At 71.6% G+C, this 17,495-nt stretch carries 17 protein-coding genes and 1 pseudogene; 13 read left to right on the forward strand and 5 right to left on the reverse strand.

The window, feature by feature from the left end:
* Positions 1–228 precede the first annotated feature (228 nt).
* The 7 genes from OO52_RS26300 to OO52_RS26325 all read left to right on the forward strand — a co-directional run bounded on the left by OO52_RS26300 (position 229) and on the right by OO52_RS26325 (position 8,097).
* Entirely contained in the window at positions 229–1,701 is a 1,473-nt protein-coding gene (locus OO52_RS26300) for a dihydrolipoyl dehydrogenase family protein (RefSeq protein ID WP_030646515.1), read from the forward strand.
* A 56-nt stretch (positions 1,702–1,757) separates the two neighbouring features.
* The gene (locus OO52_RS26305) at positions 1,758–2,345 is read left to right on the forward strand and encodes a TetR/AcrR family transcriptional regulator (RefSeq protein WP_030646517.1); all 588 of its coding nucleotides are present in this window, start codon (positions 1,758–1,760) and stop codon (positions 2,343–2,345) included.
* A gap of 219 nt (positions 2,346–2,564) precedes the next feature.
* Entirely contained in the window at positions 2,565–3,314 is a 750-nt protein-coding gene (locus OO52_RS26310) for an SDR family oxidoreductase (protein ID WP_030646519.1), read from the forward strand.
* A gap of 122 nt (positions 3,315–3,436) precedes the next feature.
* Positions 3,437–3,613, forward strand: a complete 177-nt coding sequence (locus tag OO52_RS51020) for a hypothetical protein (protein WP_158712568.1) — start codon at positions 3,437–3,439, stop codon at positions 3,611–3,613.
* A gap of 508 nt (positions 3,614–4,121) precedes the next feature.
* On the forward strand, positions 4,122–5,159 hold the full coding sequence (locus tag OO52_RS26315) for a hypothetical protein (protein ID WP_051818559.1): 1,038 nt from the start codon (positions 4,122–4,124) through the stop codon (positions 5,157–5,159).
* Between the two features lie 147 nt (positions 5,160–5,306).
* The gene (locus tag OO52_RS26320) at positions 5,307–6,245 is read left to right on the forward strand and encodes a pyridoxamine 5'-phosphate oxidase family protein (RefSeq protein WP_030646523.1); all 939 of its coding nucleotides are present in this window, start codon (positions 5,307–5,309) and stop codon (positions 6,243–6,245) included.
* Positions 6,246–6,333: 88 nt separating this feature from the next.
* The gene (locus OO52_RS26325; RefSeq protein WP_030646525.1) at positions 6,334–8,097 is read left to right on the forward strand and encodes an MOSC and FAD-binding oxidoreductase domain-containing protein; all 1,764 of its coding nucleotides are present in this window, start codon (positions 6,334–6,336) and stop codon (positions 8,095–8,097) included.
* 178 nt (positions 8,098–8,275) lie between these two features.
* On the opposite strand, the pseudogene OO52_RS26330 reads toward OO52_RS26325, so the two are convergent.
* The 5 genes and pseudogenes from OO52_RS26330 to OO52_RS26350 all read right to left on the reverse strand — a co-directional run.
* A pseudogene (locus OO52_RS26330) lies at positions 8,276–8,725 on the reverse strand (NAD(P)/FAD-dependent oxidoreductase); the annotation flags it as partial.
* A gap of 419 nt (positions 8,726–9,144) precedes the next feature.
* Positions 9,145–11,394, reverse strand: coding sequence for a protein translocase subunit SecD (gene secD, locus OO52_RS26340; RefSeq protein WP_030646532.1), 2,250 nt, complete (start codon positions 11,392–11,394; stop codon positions 9,145–9,147).
* Positions 11,395–11,488: 94 nt separating this feature from the next.
* Positions 11,489–11,899, reverse strand: a complete 411-nt coding sequence (locus tag OO52_RS51025) for a hypothetical protein (RefSeq protein ID WP_158712569.1) — start codon at positions 11,897–11,899, stop codon at positions 11,489–11,491.
* 83 nt (positions 11,900–11,982) lie between these two features.
* Positions 11,983–12,684, reverse strand: a complete 702-nt coding sequence (locus tag OO52_RS26345; protein ID WP_030646534.1) for a response regulator — start codon at positions 12,682–12,684, stop codon at positions 11,983–11,985.
* Positions 12,685–12,686: 2 nt separating this feature from the next.
* Positions 12,687–13,640: a sensor histidine kinase gene (locus OO52_RS26350; protein ID WP_030646536.1), complete on the reverse strand. Its 954-nt coding sequence runs from the start codon at positions 13,638–13,640 to the stop codon at positions 12,687–12,689.
* Positions 13,641–13,976: 336 nt separating this feature from the next.
* Here OO52_RS26350 and OO52_RS26355 point away from each other — a divergent pair, with 336 nt between their 5' ends.
* From OO52_RS26355 to OO52_RS26380, 6 genes are all read left to right on the forward strand, one after another.
* On the forward strand, positions 13,977–14,288 hold the full coding sequence (locus OO52_RS26355; protein ID WP_030646538.1) for a TraR/DksA C4-type zinc finger protein: 312 nt from the start codon (positions 13,977–13,979) through the stop codon (positions 14,286–14,288).
* A 53-nt stretch (positions 14,289–14,341) separates the two neighbouring features.
* Positions 14,342–14,713, forward strand: coding sequence for a TraR/DksA family transcriptional regulator (locus OO52_RS26360; RefSeq protein ID WP_030646540.1), 372 nt, complete (start codon positions 14,342–14,344; stop codon positions 14,711–14,713).
* A complete protein-coding gene (locus OO52_RS26365; RefSeq protein ID WP_030646541.1) occupies positions 14,710–15,534 on the forward strand; it encodes a rod shape-determining protein in 825 nt (274 codons plus the stop codon). The genes OO52_RS26360 and OO52_RS26365 overlap by 4 nt, the downstream gene beginning before the upstream one ends.
* A 140-nt stretch (positions 15,535–15,674) precedes the next feature.
* Entirely contained in the window at positions 15,675–16,289 is a 615-nt protein-coding gene (locus OO52_RS26370; protein ID WP_051818561.1) for an Rv1733c family protein, read from the forward strand.
* A gap of 212 nt (positions 16,290–16,501) precedes the next feature.
* On the forward strand, positions 16,502–17,074 hold the full coding sequence (locus tag OO52_RS26375; RefSeq protein WP_234339771.1) for a hypothetical protein: 573 nt from the start codon (positions 16,502–16,504) through the stop codon (positions 17,072–17,074).
* A gap of 129 nt (positions 17,075–17,203) precedes the next feature.
* Positions 17,204–17,416, forward strand: a complete 213-nt coding sequence (locus OO52_RS26380; RefSeq protein ID WP_078629823.1) for a helix-turn-helix domain-containing protein — start codon at positions 17,204–17,206, stop codon at positions 17,414–17,416.
* Positions 17,417–17,495 lie beyond the last annotated feature (79 nt).

The following is a 17,495-nucleotide window of genomic DNA, read 5'->3' on the forward strand; positions in this document are numbered from 1 at the left end:
GCGCTGGTCATGGTGGAGACGGCTCAGTCAGACCCGCGCTCGCATCAGCCACTACAAACGGCGAGGCCAAACCCCATAACTGTGATTGCAGTACTAGGCTGATTCCATGCTGCACGGCTCGCAGGAGCTGCCGACGCCTCACCGTCACGCGCCGCAGTCCCTACGGCAGCTGCTTCCACGGCAGAGCGTGTAGCGCCTTCTCAGTGGAAGGGCGATCGGATGGTACCCATGACGGCAGCGGTGGACCCGGATCGGTCGGAGTGGGATGTCATCGTCCTCGGCGGTGCCGCAGCCGGTGAGAACGCCGCGCAGTACGCGAGCCAGTTCTCCGGCCTGTCCTCGGTGCTCGTCGAGAACCACCTGGTCGGCGGCGAGTGCTCGTACTGGGCGTGCATGCCCAGCAAGGCCCTGCTCCGGCCGGTGGAGGTGGTCGACGCCGCCGCACATCTGCCCGGGGTGTCGGCGCGACTGGATCCCGCCGGCGTATTCGCCCGGCGCGACCGCGTGATCAACGGGCTGGACGACACGTCCCAGGTGACATGGGCCCTGAACACCGGGATCGACGTGGTGCGCGGCTATGGACGACTGGCTGGTGAGCGCACGGTCGTGGTGAGCCGGCCCGACGGTTCCGCCAGGACGCTGACGGCCAGGCACGCGGTGGTCGTCGACACCGGTTCCTGTCCGGCAGTGCCCGATGTTCCGGGCTTGCGTGCCGCGCTCCCCTGGACCTCACGCGATGTGACCACGATGAGTGAGGTGCCGCGCCGGGTGGTCATCCTCGGTGGCGGTGTGGTCGCGTGCGAGGCGGCCACCTGGCTGCACGGCCTGGGAGCCGAGGTGACGGTCGTCCATCGGGGTGAACGGCTGCTGGCCCGCAACGAGCCCTTCGCGGGGACGCTCGTAGGCGAGGAACTGCACAACGCGGGCGTCCGCCTGCGTCTCGGCCAGAGCATGTCCCAGGTGAAGCGGTCCGAGGCTCGTGACACCGGCGAAGGCCGCGTGCACGGCGGTGAGGTGAGCGTGACCCTGGACGACGGCACGACCATCGTGGCCGACGAGGTCGTCGTCGCCGCCGGCCGCACCCCGAACACCGACGACATCGGCCTGGAAACCGTCGGCCTGTCCGCGGGCGGGTTCCTCGACGTCGACGAACAGCAGGCCGTACGGGAAGCGGACGGCACCTGGCTCTACGCCATCGGCGATGTGTGCGGCCGTGCGCTCCTCACGCACATGGGCAAGTACCAGGCCCGTATCGCCGGTGAGGCCATCGCGGCACGGGCCACCGGCTCCGCCGACCTGCCGTCCGCGACCGCCGGCCACACCGGGTCACCCCAGGTCATCTTCACCACCCCGGAGGTCGGCAGCGCCGGCGTCACCGAGCAGCAGGCACGGGAGGCGGGCATCGACGTGGAGACCGTCGAGTACGACCTCGCCGCGCTGGCCGGGACGTACGTCATGCGCGCGGACTATCGCGGGCGGGCCAAGCTCGTGATCGACCGCGCCGACGACGTGGTGGTGGGAGCGACGTTCGTCGGCGCCGGCATCGCCGAGCTCGTGCACTCGGCGACCACGGCCATCGTGGGACGCGTTCCCGTGTCCACCCTGTGGCACGTGGTGCCCAGTTACCCCACGGCGAGTGAGATCTGGCTGCGTCTCCTGGAGACGCTGCGCGGGAACCGCCATGCGGCCCTCGGGGAATGAGACGCCCTGCGCACGCATTTTCGGACCGTTGAGTCAAGAAGCGGTACCATATCGTCATGGGTCGCCCTCGAAACTTCGACGAGAACCGGGTCCTGGAGTCCGTACGCGAGCAGTTCTGGAACAGCGGCTATGCCGCCACATCGGTGCAGGACCTGATGGGCGTCACGGGGCTGGGCAAGGGCAGCCTGTACGGCGCGTTCGGCGACAAGCGCCAGCTCTTCCTTCAGGTACTGGACAGCTACCGCGACGAGCAACTGGCCGGCGTCCGGTCGATCCTCACCGGTCCGGGCACGGCCATGGAGCGCCTGGCCCGCCTGCTGGAGGGCGCCGCCGAAGGGTTTGCGGAAGACCCGCAGCGGCGTGGCTGCTTCCTCGTCAACAGCACATCGGAACTGCACAGCCAGGACCCCGACGTCGCATCGCGGGCCAGGACGACGTACCAGGCCGTCGAAGATCTTCTGGTCGCCTGCGTGAGGGAAGCGCAGAACGAAGGGGCCGTGGACCCCGACGCCGACCCCCAGGAGCTCGGACGTCTGCTGCTTGCGGTCATGCAGGGCATCGAGTTCCTGGCCAAGACCCACATGGACGGCTCGGCCCTGCTGCAGATCGGCCGCGCCGCTCTCTCGCGACTGCCTCGCCCTTAGCGACGGCGACGCCGATCACATCAGACGCCTCACCGCTGATCCCACCTCACCCTGGTTTTTGACCGGTCGGTCCGTAACGGCTATATTGGACCGAGCGGACCATAACGTGGTCACCGCTCCCTCACCGGCCCTGGGCGAGACGGAAAGCCCGAGCGGCAGTCCGGTGACGAATCACCGGGCCTCCCGTTTCACCCTCGAACGAGTCACCAGGAGAGAACCATGGGACAGCTTGACGGCAAGACCGCGCTGGTCACCGGCGCGACCACCGGAATCGGCCTCGCCACGGCACGGCGCTTCGCGGCAGAGGGCGCTCACGTGTTCATCACGGGCCGCCGCCAGGAAGTGCTCGACGCCGCAGTGGCCGAGATCGGCGCGAACGCCACCGGCGTCCGCAGCGACGTCTCCGACCTCGCGGACCTCGACCGGCTCTACGCGGCCGTCGCCGCGCAGGGCCGCGGCATCGATGTGCTGTTCGCGAACGCCGGCGGCGGCGAGTTCGCCACTCTGGAACAGGTCACCGAGCAGCATTTCGACTCCACCTTCGACACCAACGTCAGGGGCACGCTGTTCACCGTTCAGAAGGCGCTCCCGCTGCTCAACGACGGTGCCTCGGTGATCCTCACCGGCTCGACCGCCGCCACCACGGGGACCGAGGCCTTCGGCGTGTACGCCGCCTCGAAAGCCGCCATCCGGTCCTTCGCCCGCACGTGGGCCAACGAGCTGAAGGGCCGTGCGATCAGGGTGAACACACTGGTGCCCGGCCCCATCGACACGCCTGGCATCACCGGCCTGGCTCCCGACACGGAGCAGGCGGGGCACCTCCGGAACTCCCTCGCGAGTCAGGTACCGCTCGGCCGCATGGGGCGCCCCGACGAGGCCGCCTCGGCGGCGCTCTTCCTGGCCTCCGACCAGAGCAGCTTCGTCACCGGCGCCGAACTGTTCGTCGACGGCGGCCTCAACCAGGTCTGAGTCGTCGGGTCATCGGCCGCCGGGCACCCGCGTCGAAGGCCCGACCGCGATCCGTGAACCGATCACAGGCCTGGCGAACATCCCCACAGGCGAAGCGTCCACGACAGGAGTAGAAACGGAGGATGAGGAAAAACAGCGAGACCCCGCAACGGATGGACGAGTGGGTCGACAGTGTTCAACGCCTCTCCGAAGAATCGGACGCCAAGAGCGCCAAGAACGTGGTCGCCGACATCTACAGGGCAGCGCAGGACGAGCTCGACGCGCAGCGGGCCCAGGCCGAGTTCGAACGCGAGGAGTGACCGCTGACGGCACTTGCCCGTCCGCTCGGACCTCGTAGGACCGCATGGGTTCCAGACGGTCGTACGTGACGTTGACACCCGGACCGTTCTCCCCGAGCAGGCCGCCGACCACGGCCATGCCGGTGGGATGGATGGCGGCGTCGTGCACGGCGACGGCACGCTCCGGGGACACCTTCCGCAGCCAGTCGATCAGTTCGGTGCGCCGACGGGGTCGATCACCAGCGTTCCGTCGCGGGTTCGCAACCGAACGCACGCGTGGCACTCAGCAACCGCCGGGGGCCGCCCCCGACCGTTCGGGAGCGGCCCCACCGGTCTTCAGTGGTCTGGCCGGCATGGCATCGGCCGAACGACCACCCGGCGCGGCCCCCCCGTCGTCCCCGGTCCGCGCGGCCACCGCGCGCTTCCGCGTCAGGGTCAAATGACCGATGTGGGCGTCTACGGCCCCGTGAAGGATCGGGAGCGTCGGACCTCGCAGCCGTCACGGCCCACCTCAGGGAGGAGTCAGCAGATGCACGCGGTACGACCACCTCAGCGTCTGGCGCCCAACATGTTCGGCATCCCTTTCGGCGTCTGCGGAGTGGCCCAGTGCTGGTCGACGGCCCATGCCTCGATCGCCGCACCGTCCTGGCCCGGCGACGCGCTGTGGGTGCTGGCCGCGCTCTCGTGGCTCGTCTGCCTGGTGGCCTACCTGATCAGCAACTTCCGCGCCGGTCGTCTGCGGACCGAACTGAAGGACCCCACGTACGCGCCGTTCACCTCGCTGATCGTGATCGTGCCGATGCTGCTGGGCGTCACGCTGGCCCAGCACCAACGAGGCGCCGGAGAATCCGTGTTCGTCGTGGCGCTGGTCCTCACGCTCGCCCTGGGCGGGTGGCTGACGGCCGAGTGGATCACCGCCGACCTGCGACTGTCGCAGTGGCACCCCGGCTACTTCCTGCCCACCGTGGCCGGTGGCCTGATCGCGGCGGCAGGCAGTGCGGCCCTGGGGTACGAGAGTCTGGCGCGGCTCATGCTCGGGTACGGCGTGACGTGCTGGCTCGTGCTCGGTTCCATCCTGTTGCTACGGCTGTTCACGCAGCCGGCGCTTCCGGCGCCGCTGGTTCCCACCATCGCCATCGAAGTGGCGCCGCCGGTCGTCGCCGGAGACGCCTGGTTCGAAATCAACGGGGAACGCCTCGACCCCGTCGCCCTGTTCCTCGCCGGCTACGCCGTTCTCATGGTCCTGGTGCAACTGCGGCTCGTCCCGGTCTACCGGCGTGTGCCGTTCGGCCCGGGATGGTGGTCGTTCTCCTTCTCCTACGCGGCCGCCTTCGCCCTCGCCATCCGCTGGCTGGACGTGGAACATGTCGTACACCAGCGCTTCTGGACGTATGCCCTGCTCACCATCGTCAGCGCCGGAGTGGCGGCACTGGCCGTACCCACCGTCCGGCGCCTCGCCGGGCGAACGTATTTCGCCCCCTCCCCCGGTCACCAGGACGCGCCCGCGTCCGGGCCGAAGGACACCGCCGGTTCCTTGCAGGACGCCGGTCGCCCGGCCGATGGGTAGGCCCCGCTCCCTCCCGGATCCAGGATCCTCCATGAAGACCAGGTCCAGCACCGAAGACGCCCCGGGCCGTTCGGGTCGCACGTACGAGGACGCCGCCCTCGGCGACGAGAACCAGGGGCGTGCCGCGAAGGCCGGTCGGCGGCTGCCATGACGGACGACCGGCGTACGCCGGCGAGCTATCACGAAGGAGAGCTCGCGGCTCAGAGCCGTGCCGGATTCCGAGCGCACGCTCAGCGGCTGCTCCCCATCGTCGGAGACGCTCTACCGCGCGGAGTCGGCGCCTTCCTGGCCGCTCAGCGCGTCCTGTTCGTCGGCGCGGCCGACCCGGAAGGCCGTGTGTGGGCCACCGCCTTGTACGGGGAGCCGGGATTCCTCCGTGCCCGCGACCCGGCCACGCTGGACATCGCGTCCCTGCCGGCCGCAGTCGACCCCCTCGCCGGCACCCTGTCCGCGCACGCCCGTGTGGGAACGCTCGTCATCGACTTCCCCCACCGACGCCGCCTGCGTGTCAACGGCCGGTCATCGCCTACGGAGCACGGCCTGGCGCTCGCCGTGGACCAGGCATACGGCAACTGCCCGCAGTACATCCAGAGCAGAACACCGCGGCAAGGCCGGCACGGCGCGACGACGGGGCGTCTCGTGTCCAGCGGGGAAGGCCTCGACGAGGGGCAGCGGCGAGTGGTCTGCGCAGCGGACACCTTCCTCGTCGCCTCCGTCTCCGCGTCCGGGGACGCCGACGTGTCGCACCGCGGCGGTGACCCGGGTTTCGTTCACGTCGCATCACCCACCCGTCTGAGCTGGCCGGACTACGCGGGCAACACCATGCTGATGACACTCGGCAATCTCACCGTGAACCCCGGGGCGGGTCTCCTCTTCGTCGACTGGACGTCCGGCACCTCGATGCACCTGACGGGCACGGCGACGATCGACTGGGATCCCGCGGTCGCCGCGAGGGTGCCGGGGGCGCAGCGGATCGTGGTCTTCGACATCTCCCGGACCGTCGTGATCGAGCACGCGGAGGCTCCGTCGTGGTCGGCACCGGAGTACTCCCGCTTCAATCCACCCGCGGCCGGGGGCGGCTCATGACGCGGGCGCGCCCCACGGTCGGCCACCGAGCGCCGGCCGAGCGTCGCAACGGCGGTGACGGCACACCGCAGGGAAGAGGAGACGACCCATGGCCACTTTGATCGCCGTGAACGTCGGAATGCCCCGAGAGGTCCCCTGGCACGGGGAAACCGTCCGCACCGGGGTGTGGAAGAAACCCGTGACCGGCCCCAGGATGGTGCGCCGGCTCAACGTGGAGGGCGACGGCCAAGGCGACCTGAACGGGCACGGCGGCGAGCAGCGGGCCGTGCTCGTCTACCAGCTGGACTCCTACCGCTACTGGCAGCAGCAACTGCGTCGCGACGACTTCGTCTACGGGCAGTTCGGGGAGAACTTCACGGTCGAGGGGATGTCCGACCAGGAGGTGTGCATCGGTGACCGCTACCGGATCGGTGGCGCGGTCTTCGAGGTGACCCAGCCCCGGGTGACGTGCTACCGGGTGGGGTTGCGGATGGACGAGCCCCGGATGGCCGCATTGCTCGTCTCCCATTCCCGGCCTGGCTTCTACATGCGCGTGATCACGGAGGGGGAAGTGGAGGCCGGCGACGACATCGTCAAGATCTCCACCGGCCCGGAGGCGATGACGGTCGCGGAGATGGACGCCCTGCTCTACCTGCCCGGCCATCCCCCCGGACAACTGCGGCGCGGGCTGCGCATCCCCGCGCTGAGTCCGGGCTGGAAAGACTCCCTCCAGGCCCTGCTGGACGGCGCCGCCGACGGTGCCGCAGGGAACAAGGGGCTGACCGCGGCCGCGGCGAATCCGCCACCGGCCTGGCCGGGGTTCCGTCCGCTGGAGATCACACGGATCGACGTGGAGAGCAGCAGCATCTTCTCCCTCACCCTCGCCCCCACCGACGGGCGCCCCCTTCCGACGCCCTTGCCCGGACAGTTCCTCACCGTGCGCCTGCGGCCGGAACCCGAGGGGCCGCCGATCATCCGCAGCTATTCGCTGTCGGGCCGTCCAGGCGCCCCGGCGTACCGGATCAGCGTGAAGGCGGAACCGCATGGGGCCGCCAGTTCCCACCTGCGTCGCGCACGCGTGGGAGACCGGCTCGACATCGCCGCGCCGCGCGGCACGTTCACCCTCGCCGACGGTGAGGCCCCCGTCCTGCTGTTGTCCGCCGGTGTGGGCGCCACCCCCGTACTGTCCATGCTGCACGCGCTGGCGCACGCGCGATCGGCCCGCCAGGTGTGGTGGCTGCACGGGGCTCGGAACGGGGACGACCACGCCTTCGCGCAGGAGGTGCGCACCCTGCTCAGGAGCCTGCCGGCCGGCCGCTGCCACGTGTCCTACAGCCGTCCACGCGAGGACGACCGGCTCGGGACCGACTACACGGCCACGGGTCGGCTCTCCGCCGAACAGCTCCGCGAACTCGACCTGCCCTCGGACGCCGAGGCCTACATCTGCGGGCCGGCCGCCTTCATGGACGACATGTCCCGGGCACTCGCCGACCTGGGGATCGGGCCCGCCCGTGTGCACACCGAGATCTTCGGGGCGCTGGCTGCCATCCGGCCCGGAGTGCTCCAGGCACCGGCCCGGGCGCCGCACCTTCCGCTCCGTTCCCAGGGCGACGGCACCGGCCCGACGGTCTCGTTCGCGCGGAGCGGGATCACCGTGCCGTGGGATCCGGGGTACGGCACGTTGCTGGAACTCGCCGAGGCCTGCGACGTCCCCGTGCAGTGGTCCTGCCGCACCGGCGTCTGCCACACCTGCGAGACCGCCCTGCTCCAGGGCCGTGTCGACTACGCGCCGGAACCCATAGACCGGCCCGCGGAGGGCAACGCACTCATCTGCTGTTCCCGGCCCCCCGTGGATCTCGTGCTGGACCTGTGAGACGTCACCGCGGCATCGGACGCGCTCGGTGTCACGGACTCACTCGGTGTCACGGACTCGCTCAGGCTCAGTGCACCAGTTCCGCCACGGCCGTGGCCTCCACGCGGGCCTCCTCGGGACTGACGCAGTCGTCCAAGGCAGCGAGGTAGCGTTCGGCGTCCAGGGCCGCGGCGCAACCGATGTCCTGGTCCCGGAAGAAGAAGCCGTCGCAGGTGGCACACCAGCTCACGCCGCGGCCGGACAGCCGCTTCTCGTTCCGCAACCCCAGTTCGCGGTAGCGGGAACCCATGGCCAGGATGACCGCCCTGGCGCGATGAAGGTTTCCGCCGGCGTCGACCACCTCTTTCGTGTCGCCCTCCAGGCGGACTTCCGCGACGTCGTCGGTGACGAACTCGGCGCCGAAGCGTTCGCCCTGGGCTCGCATCCTCTCCATGAGGTCCGGGCCCATGACCCCCTCATGGAAACCTGGGAAGTTCTCCACATCCGTCGTGTTCATCAACGCGCCCCCGGCCGAGACCGCCCCCTCGAACACGAGGGGCCTCAGCGAGGCCCTGGCCGTATAGACGGCGGCGGTACAGCCGGCTGGACCGGATCCGATGATGACGACGTCACGGGCGGTGTCCTTCACCTTGATCGCCTGCCTGAGCTCGGAGGATCAGGAAGCCTGCCGCACACAGGCGGGGTGCCGGCGGCGACCGGCTTCAGGCCTTGCCGGAAGGAAGATCGCCTGTGCGCGGCGAAGCGTACTCGTCATCATTCCCGGCCGGGCGCTTCATGGCATCGGTCGTTCGACGGAACTGCGAGCGCTACTGGTTGGGCATCGTCAACGCCGCGCCGGCCGGGACTGCCGCGCCGACCAGGATGCACTCGGCTCTCGGAAGGGAGCGACCCTGTTCATCGAGGATCCGGCGTCGAGAGGCCTGGCCGAAGGGCTCGTGGGCCGTTCGCAGGAGTTGGAACTGCTCCTCCCCCACGTCGACGAGGCGGCCGGCCAAGGGGGCGCGCTACTGGTGTCCGGAGAACCCGGGATCGGGAAGTCGGTGCTCCTCATCGGCGTGGGCGGGTCCGGCCGGCGCGCCGGTGGAGTTCCACGGCCATCGGAGCAGCGGTGAAGACGGACGAGTACGTGCCGATCGTGAGGCCGATGAGCAGGGCCAGGGCGAAGTCGGTGAGCGAGGACCCGCCGAGCACGGTGAGGGCGGCGAGGATGAAGGCGGCGCCCATGCCGGTGTTCACGGTGCGGGGCAGGGTCTGCAGGATCGCCTGGTTCGCGATGCCCGGCAGCGGTGCTCCGGAGGCCTTGCGGGCCAGTTCCCGCACGCGGTCGAACAGGACCACGGAGTCGTTCACCGAGTAGCCGATGACGGTGAGCAGTGCTGCCAGGAACACCCCGTCGACAGGCTTGCCGAGCCAGGCGAAGACGCCGACGAGTATCACCACGTCGTGGGCGAGGGCCGCGACCGCGGCGGTGCCGAACAGCAGGCGGAAGCGCGCCGCCAGATAGACGAGCTGCGCGCCCAGGGCGACGGCGAGCGCGATCAGGGCGCCGCGGCGCAGCTCCTGGCCGAGGCTGGGGCCGATCAGTTCGTCGCGGACCTTGTCCGCCCCGCCGGCGAGGTCGCGCAGGGTGCCGGTGACCTCGGCCTCCTCGGCGTCGGTCAGCCGCTCGGTGCGCACGGTCAGGCCGCTGTCGCCGGACGACTGCACCACGGCCCGGGGGAATCCGGCCTCCGCGAGCGCGGTGCGGGCACGGTCGGCATCGACGGGGGCGCTGGTGGCGTACTCGATGAGGCGGCCACCGGTGAACTCCACGCCGAGGTCGAGGCCCCGCACCGCGATGCCCGACGCGGCCAGGACGAGCACGGCGGCGGACGTGGCCAGCCAGCGGCGCGGGTGGCGCATGAGTTGTGGGTCGCGTCGGGTGAGACGGTCGCGGACGGCGCCCGTGGTCGCGATGCCGGTGAGGTGGGGGCGGCGGCGCAGGGCGGGGCGGCCGGCGGCGGACTCGGCGAGCACCCGGGTGATCACCAGCGCGCTGAACATGGAGGCGAGCACGCCGATGCCGAGGGTGACGCCGAAGCCCCGCACGGGCCCGGACGCGAGGAAGAACAGCAGGGCGGCGGCGATCAGTGTGGTGATGTTGGAGTCGGCGATCGCGCTCAGGGCGTTGCGGAACCCGGCCGCCAGCGCCGAGCGGGCACTGGGGCGGCGGTGGGCCGCGTACTCCTCGCGGGCCCGTTCGAAGACCAGCACATTGGCGTCCACGGCCATGCCGATCGCCAGGACGAAACCGGCCAGGCCCGGCAGGGTCAAGGTGGCGCCGAGCACGGCCAGAGCGGCGTAGGAGACCAAGCCGTAGCAGACCAGTGCGAGGGCGGCCAGCATCCCCATCAGCCGGTAGACGACGATGATGAACAGCGAGGTCAGCGCCGTGCCGATGGCCGCGGCCCAAGCGCTGGCCGTGATGGCCTGCGCGCCGAGGGTCGGGCCGACGGTGCGCTGCTCGACGGTCTCGACCGGCACGGGCAGGGCTCCGCCGTTGATGAGCAGGGACAGCTCGCGGGCTTCCTCGGGGCCGAAGGAGCCCGTGATCCGTGTGGCGCCGTCGCCGATGCCGGTCCGGCACGCGACGGACGGGTCGACCTGCGGTGAGGAGATGACCTTGCCGTCGAGGACGATGGCGACCCGCCGCGCCGGGTCGCCCGGCGGGTGGCAGGCGGCCTCGCCGGTCAGCCGGGCCCAGCCGTCCCGGCCGGCGCCCTCGAAGCCGACGGTGACGTGCCATCCGGCGCCGCCCTGCTCGTCGAAGCGGGCGGCGGCTTCTTGGACGTGCTCGCCGGTCAGGGCCGCGGCCCCGAGGCGCAAGGGCGTACCTGACTCATCGGGCAGGACGGACTCCCGGGGCCGCTTCGGCAGGGGCCGGGAGCCGTCGTCCGGGCTGTCAGCGGTGCCGAGCACCGGGTGGAAGGTGAGTTGCGCGGTACGGCCCAGGACGTCCGCGGCCTTCTTCGGGTCCTGCACCCCGGGCAGTTCGACGAGGATGCGGTCGTCGCCGGAGCGGACGAGGGTGGGTTCGGCGACGCCGAGCGCGTCGATGCGGCCGCGCAGCACCTCCAGGGTGCGGTCGGTGGCCGCGCGGTCGGCGTCGGTGGTGGCGGTGGACCGGGTCTGGAGCACGATCTGGGTGCCGCCCCGCAGGTCGAGTCCGAGGCGGACCGGCACGGTGACGGTGATGTACAGCGATACGGCGATCACGGCGAGGGCGAGCAACGCCCTCACCCGCAGGGAACGGGTCAACGGGGGCCTCCGGCAGGCACACCACGGCCACGGCGGCGGCCGGAACGGGCGCGGCCTTGGGCGAGGTGAGCGGTGAGCGGAAAAAAGGGGGGTGTCAGGTGCCGGAGGCCCCGGGCGGTGCCCGTCCACGGTCGGGGGGTGCGTGACAACCCGAGGAGGGGACGTGCCCGGTCGATTCCGTGAGCCCCGCGGGGCGGGGCGGGGTGACGGTCGTGCCCTGGGGGCAGGGTGCGGGGTGGCAGTGCGGAGCAGGAGGCTCGCGATGCGGATCCTGGCGCGATGCCGCCCGTGCGATGCGGACGAGGCCGCAGCCGTCGTCGGCGTGCGGGCCGGCGTCCGCGTAGTGGCCCGCCGCTGCCGCCGCCACGGCCGCTGAGCCGCCCGTGGTCGCGGGGCCGGCGAGGCCGACCGCGGCCAGCAGCATCACGACCACCCCCGCCAGTACGGCGACGGCAGAGCGCCTGGCGCTGCCTGAGCGGGGGGCGGTGCGCGCGGGGTGGTGCATGCCCCGTCCCCTCTCGTCGTGGTGTGCGGGCGCAGGTGTTCGGTACGGGAGCGGGCGGCTGCCGGCGGGGACCGGCCGGGGTATCAGGGTTCGATCAGGCCGACGCGGATGGCGTAGCGGGTGAGTTCCAGGCGGTCGCGCAGACCGAGCTTCTGCAGCAGATTGGCGCGGTGCCGCTGGACCGTCTTGATGCTGATGAACAGCAGCTCCGCGATCTCCTTCGACGAGTGCCCCTCGGCCACCAGCTTCAGGACCTCCTCCTCGCGGGGGGTGAGGATCTGATCGGGGGCCTCCTCGCCGTGCCGGGCCCGGTCCAGGTAGTTGCGGATCAGCGCGGTGACCGCGCCGGGATACAGGAACGGCTCGTCCCGCATCGCGGCCCGGCACGCGGCGACCAGGTCCCGGTCGGCGACCGACTTCAGCACGTACCCGCTGGCGCCGGCCTTCAGTGCCTGGAAGAAGTACTGCTCGTTGTCGTGCATGGTGAGCATCAGGATCCGCAGCCCCGGCTTGAGGACGGCCAGCTCCCGGGCGGCCTGCAAGCCGGTCATGCGTGGCATGGCGATGTCCAGCACGGCCAGGTCGACGTCATGGGTGCGGGCCAGCTCGACGGCTTCGGCGCCGTCGCCGGCCTCGGCGACCACTTCGAGGTCCGGTTCCTGGTCGAGGATGAGCCGCACACCACGGCGGACCAGTGCGTGGTCGTCGGCGAGCAGGATACGGATCGTGCTCCGGGAGGCCCTCCAGGCCGAGGTTTCCGTCGGGGCAGTCGTGGTGTCGGGCATCGTCAGGGCTGCTTCCTGGGAACGGACGCGGTGAGCTGGACCCGGGTGCCGGTACGGGGCGCCGGGGTGATCTCGAGGCTGCCCCCGATGAGCAGGGCCCGCTCGCGCATGCCACGGATGCCGGCGCCCTCGCGGGGGGCCTTGATACCGGAGCCGTCGTCGGTGACCGTCAGCACCACGCTGTCGTCGGCGTGGCGCAGGGCGACCGTGACCCGCTGGGCGTCCGCGTGGCGGGCGACGTTGGTCAGCGACTCCTGCGCGACGCGGTAGAGGACCAGTTCGGTCTCCGGCGCGAGGGCGGGCAGGTCGGCGTCGAAGTGGCGGCTGACCTGCAACCCGGTGTGGGTGGCGAAGTCCTCGGTGAGCGAGGTCAGCGCGCTGACCAGACCCAGGTCGTCCAGCACGCCGGGCCGCAGCCGGCGCACCAGGCGACGGATCTCGTCCAGGCTCTCCCGGGTGATCTCCTGCACCTCGTGCAGCTCTTCACGCAGTGCCGCCGGTGCGTCGTCCGCGGCCCGCTTGAGTCCCAGCAGGATCGCGGTCATGGTCTGGCCGACCTCGTCGTGCAACTCCTGGGCGATGCGGCGGCGTTCGGCCTCCTGGGCCAGCAGGGCACGGGCGCTGCTGGTGGCCCTCTCGTGTTCCAGCCGCTCCAGCATGGCGTTGAACGTGCGGATCACCTCGGCGACCTCGCCGCCTCCGGAAGCCGGCAGACGCTGGCCGGGGCGCAGCAGGTCCACGGTGGTCATCAGCTTCGTGAGCCGGTCGAGCGGGGCCAGGCCGAGCCGCAGCAGCGCCGCGTTGGCGACCAGCATCACGACCAGGCCGCCGACCAGGATGACCGCCTCGGTGAGCAGCACCGGCACGGAGACGGTCACCGGAGCCCACAGCAGCAGCCCGGTCGCCGTGCCCAGCACCACGGCGTTCAGGGCGAAGATCCGCCAGAACAAGGACACCGGCCCTCCGCCTCCCCTTCCGAAAGCTCGCTCCACCTCCACTGTCGGCCATCGCGCAGCCCCACCGCGTCCACGGTACCGGGGCGCTCGGGTGCGCCTGTGGCAAGCGTCTCCCGGCCCACGTGCACCGTCGATGGGGCCTGGACCCCATTTCCCGGGGCGCGCACCACCCATGGCCCGTCCGTATGGGTCCCTCGCCCCCGCGTAGATGGGGCCCGCGCCCGATAGGTGTTGGCCGCCGGCCCGGCCATGGTGGGAGGCACACGATCACCGCCGCGAGGAGCGTTCGGCTCTGCCGCGCCGCCGCGCCGTGCGCCGCCGAGAAAGGGACTGACCATGTCGCTCGATGTCACCCGGGCCGAACCCCATCCGGACGAGGCCCGACGGCACCTCGAACACGCTCGCGTCTCACGGCTGGCCCAGCTTCAAGCCCTCGACGAGACCAGGCAGACCACGGACGCGTACCTGGTGTCCGAGCAGAGGTCCGCCATGAAGCGGGTCCTGAGGGAGATCGAAGAAGCCTTCACCCGCATCGACGAGGGCACCTACGGCACCTGCCAGGACTGCGCCAAGCCCATTCCCGCGGAGCGACTGGAGATCCTCCCCTACACCCGCTACTGCGTCGCCTGCCAGCGCCGCGCCTCCTGACCACCGCCCGCGCCGACCTCCCGCCCTCTGCCCTCTGCCCTCGAAGGGGTGAAGTGGTGAACCACCAGACCATCGGCCAGAGCACGACACACCTGTCGGGCGAGGACCTCGCCGCACTGCGCCGGCACCTGCACGAGCAGCGCCTGTTCCGCCAGGAGCAACTGCTGCAGCTCTCCGGACCGGTCACCTCACGCGCGGAGGACCGGCTGCAACGGGCCGCCGCGCAGCTCGAGGTCCACGTCAAACTCGCCGCGTCCGCCCGCATGGTTCTCGCCGACGTCGAGGCCGCGCTGCGGCGCATGGACGACGGGACGTACGGCACCTGCCACCTGTGCCGACGCCCCATCGACCGGGAACGGCTGATGATCATTCCGCAGTGCCGCTACTGCGCCCGCTGCCAGCAGGTCGGAGAGGCGATCCCATGACCGGCATCGACACCCCCCGCACCACCGCTGCCCGGCACCGGCCCTGGCCGCTGTGCCGGCGCTGCTGCGGCATCGCTCTCGACATGGGCAGCGCCCGCACCCGCGCCTGGATCGCCGGCAAGGGTGTGGTCGTCGACGTACCCACCGTGACCTTCCCGGGCTCCGGCGCGGTCCACCCCATCCAGCGCGGCACCATCATCGACGCCCCCGAGTGCGCCCGCATGCTGCAACGGCTGCTCGCCCACCGCCTGCCCCGCTTCACCCACCCCATGGTCATCGTCACCGCTCCCGTCCTGGACGGCGTCGCCTACCGCGCCCAGGCCCGCGCCGCGGTCGACGTGCTGCTGCCGCGCAGCGTCCTGACCGTGCCCAGCGCCCGGGCCGTCGCCGTGGCGGCCGGCGCGGACATGTCCCGTCCGCTGATGGTGGTGGACATCGGCGCCCACCTCACCGAAGTGGTCCTGCTGGGCGACGGCGACGTCGCCGACGCGCGCCGCACCGCCCTGGGCACCAGCGATCTGGACGGTGGGACCACGCCCGAGGAGATCGCCGGGGCGGTGGACTCGATGCTGACCGCGATGCTCCGGCAGGACCGCACCTCGCTCACCGCCGACGCCTTGCACCGCGGCGTCCTGCTGGCCGGTGGAGGAGCCTTGCGCCCCGAGATCACCCACCGCCTCACCGAGCGACTGCACACGCCGCCGCGCATGGTCGCGGCCCCGCACACCGCGTCGGTTCGCGGTGCCGCCAGGCTTCTGCAAGCCGCCCACACCCACCCGTCCGCCTCCGGCCCCCTCCCGCGGGCTGCCCGCCCCCACTAGGCCGTGTCCCGCACGGCGGAAGCACGTGCCAAGCCCCGCGGTGCCGGGGCGACCCGAGAGGCACGGCCCGGGTCGCGTTCGCGTCCCCGGCACCCCGCGTCCGCCGCCGTCCGCCGCGTCCGCCGCCGAAAGGAGGACACATGCCCGGCCGCATACCCCCACCTCACGAGGAGTCGTCCCAGGTCATGCTCCGACGCCTGCGGCGCAACCCCCTGTGCCGCCGCAACGACCTGGTCCAGGCATGGCTCGCCCTCGGCCTGCTGCTGGCCGCGCTGGCAGCCACCCCCGTCGCCATGGTCCTCGTCGGCGACGCCGCCCACCGCCACTACAGCCGCACCGCCCAGCACCAGGCCGCCACCCGCCACCACACCACCGCCGTCCTCCTCGAGGACGCCCGGCGCCACCCCGAACCCGGCTCCGCCGAAGCCAGGAAAACCCGCTACCCGACCAAGGTCCGCTTCACCGACCCCGACGGGCACCCCCGCACCGCCACGGCCGATGTCCAACCCGCGCTGCCCAAGGGCAGCGCCGTCCGCGTCTGGGTCGGCACCGACGGGACGATCACCGACCCACCGCTGAGCCGCGGCGAGATCCGCAGCCGCGCCATGGGGTCGGCCATCCTCGCCGCCCTCGGCGTCCACGCCACCGCGGCCGCCGCCTACGGCGCCGCCGGCCGCATCATCCTGCGTCGCAACCTCGCCGCGTGGGACACCGCCTGGGCCCGGACAGCACCCCTGTGGACCACATCGCGATGACGCCGGGCCAAGCAGGCGGTCTCGCGCCGCCGTTGGACTCGGCGAGCCCCGCAGTAACGGGCACCTCCACGGCCACCCCCGCACCGTGTTCCGCCGGGACACGCTGGAGTGTGGTGTCGGCGCGTCAGAAGCCGCTTGTCCGCGGCGTCGACCCCGCCCAGAGAGCCGCCTGAGACGCGGGCGGCGGGCCGGCGTAGGTTCGGGTCCATGACATGCAGCCTGACATTCCCGCCGGTGAAACGGTGAGCGGCTGGTGGGCCCATCTCGACGAACGGACCCGTCGAGAGGTCGACGCGGAAGTGCTGCGGGACCGCCGTCTCCCCGCAGTCAGGTCCGTCTGGGCCGCCTTGCGCCCGTTGGGGCTGGGCTTGCACGAGGCGGAGCGGGTGGTCCATGCGCGATACGACGCTCTCGCCGACCAGGTGGAGCGCACGCCGTCCGACCCACTCGACGTCCCCTCACTCGCCGCCCGTGCCGCGGCGCTCCCGGGCCGTGTGGCTGCGATCGAGGCCCTGTGGGACGGCGACACGGTGCACGACTGGTTCGTGGTGCTGGTCGCGGTGCTGGAAGGTCCGGACGGGGAAGGCCACTTGGCGACCGTCCACCACCGCCCTGAGGGCTCCCTTCCGCGAGCGGCCGCCGCAGAGGCCGGCCGGGCGCTGGCCGATCACCTCGGCGTTCCGTTCCACTTCCCCTCCCCGAACGTCCCCGACGACCAGGCCCCGCGTTGGCGGGCAGTCGGGCGACCGGCAGGGGGGTCGAACAGGTCGTTGAAGCGGACATGATGTGCGACTGCGAGACACGCGCCGACAGGCTCCAGCAGCGCAGGTCCCGCAATCGCGCGGGGCGCCCGCATGGGTCGCGTCGACGCGGGAAACCGGTGATCACGTTCGACGATGCGGGAGGAGATCTCCGTGCACAAGGGCAAGTGGATAACAGGCAGCGCGCGCAAGGAGTTGGCCGAGGCCTTCACCAAGGAGTACCGCGAGGGGCGGTCGATCCGCGCCATAGCCGAGGCTCACGGTCGGTCGTACGGCTTCGTGCACCGCGTGCTCACCGAAACCGGCGTGCCCCTCAGGGCACGCGGAGGCGATGCCCGTACCGGCGCCGCCCCCTCGACGCGTTGACAGCCACGTCGGCAGCGACGTGCCGCTGCCGGCCAGGGCTCCGGGACGTCCGCAGACGGCGTGGCGCCGCGGCTTTCTC

It is taken from the genome of Streptomyces flaveolus (assembly GCF_000716535.1).
GTDB lineage: Bacteria > Actinomycetota > Actinomycetes > Streptomycetales > Streptomycetaceae > Streptomyces > Streptomyces flaveolus_A.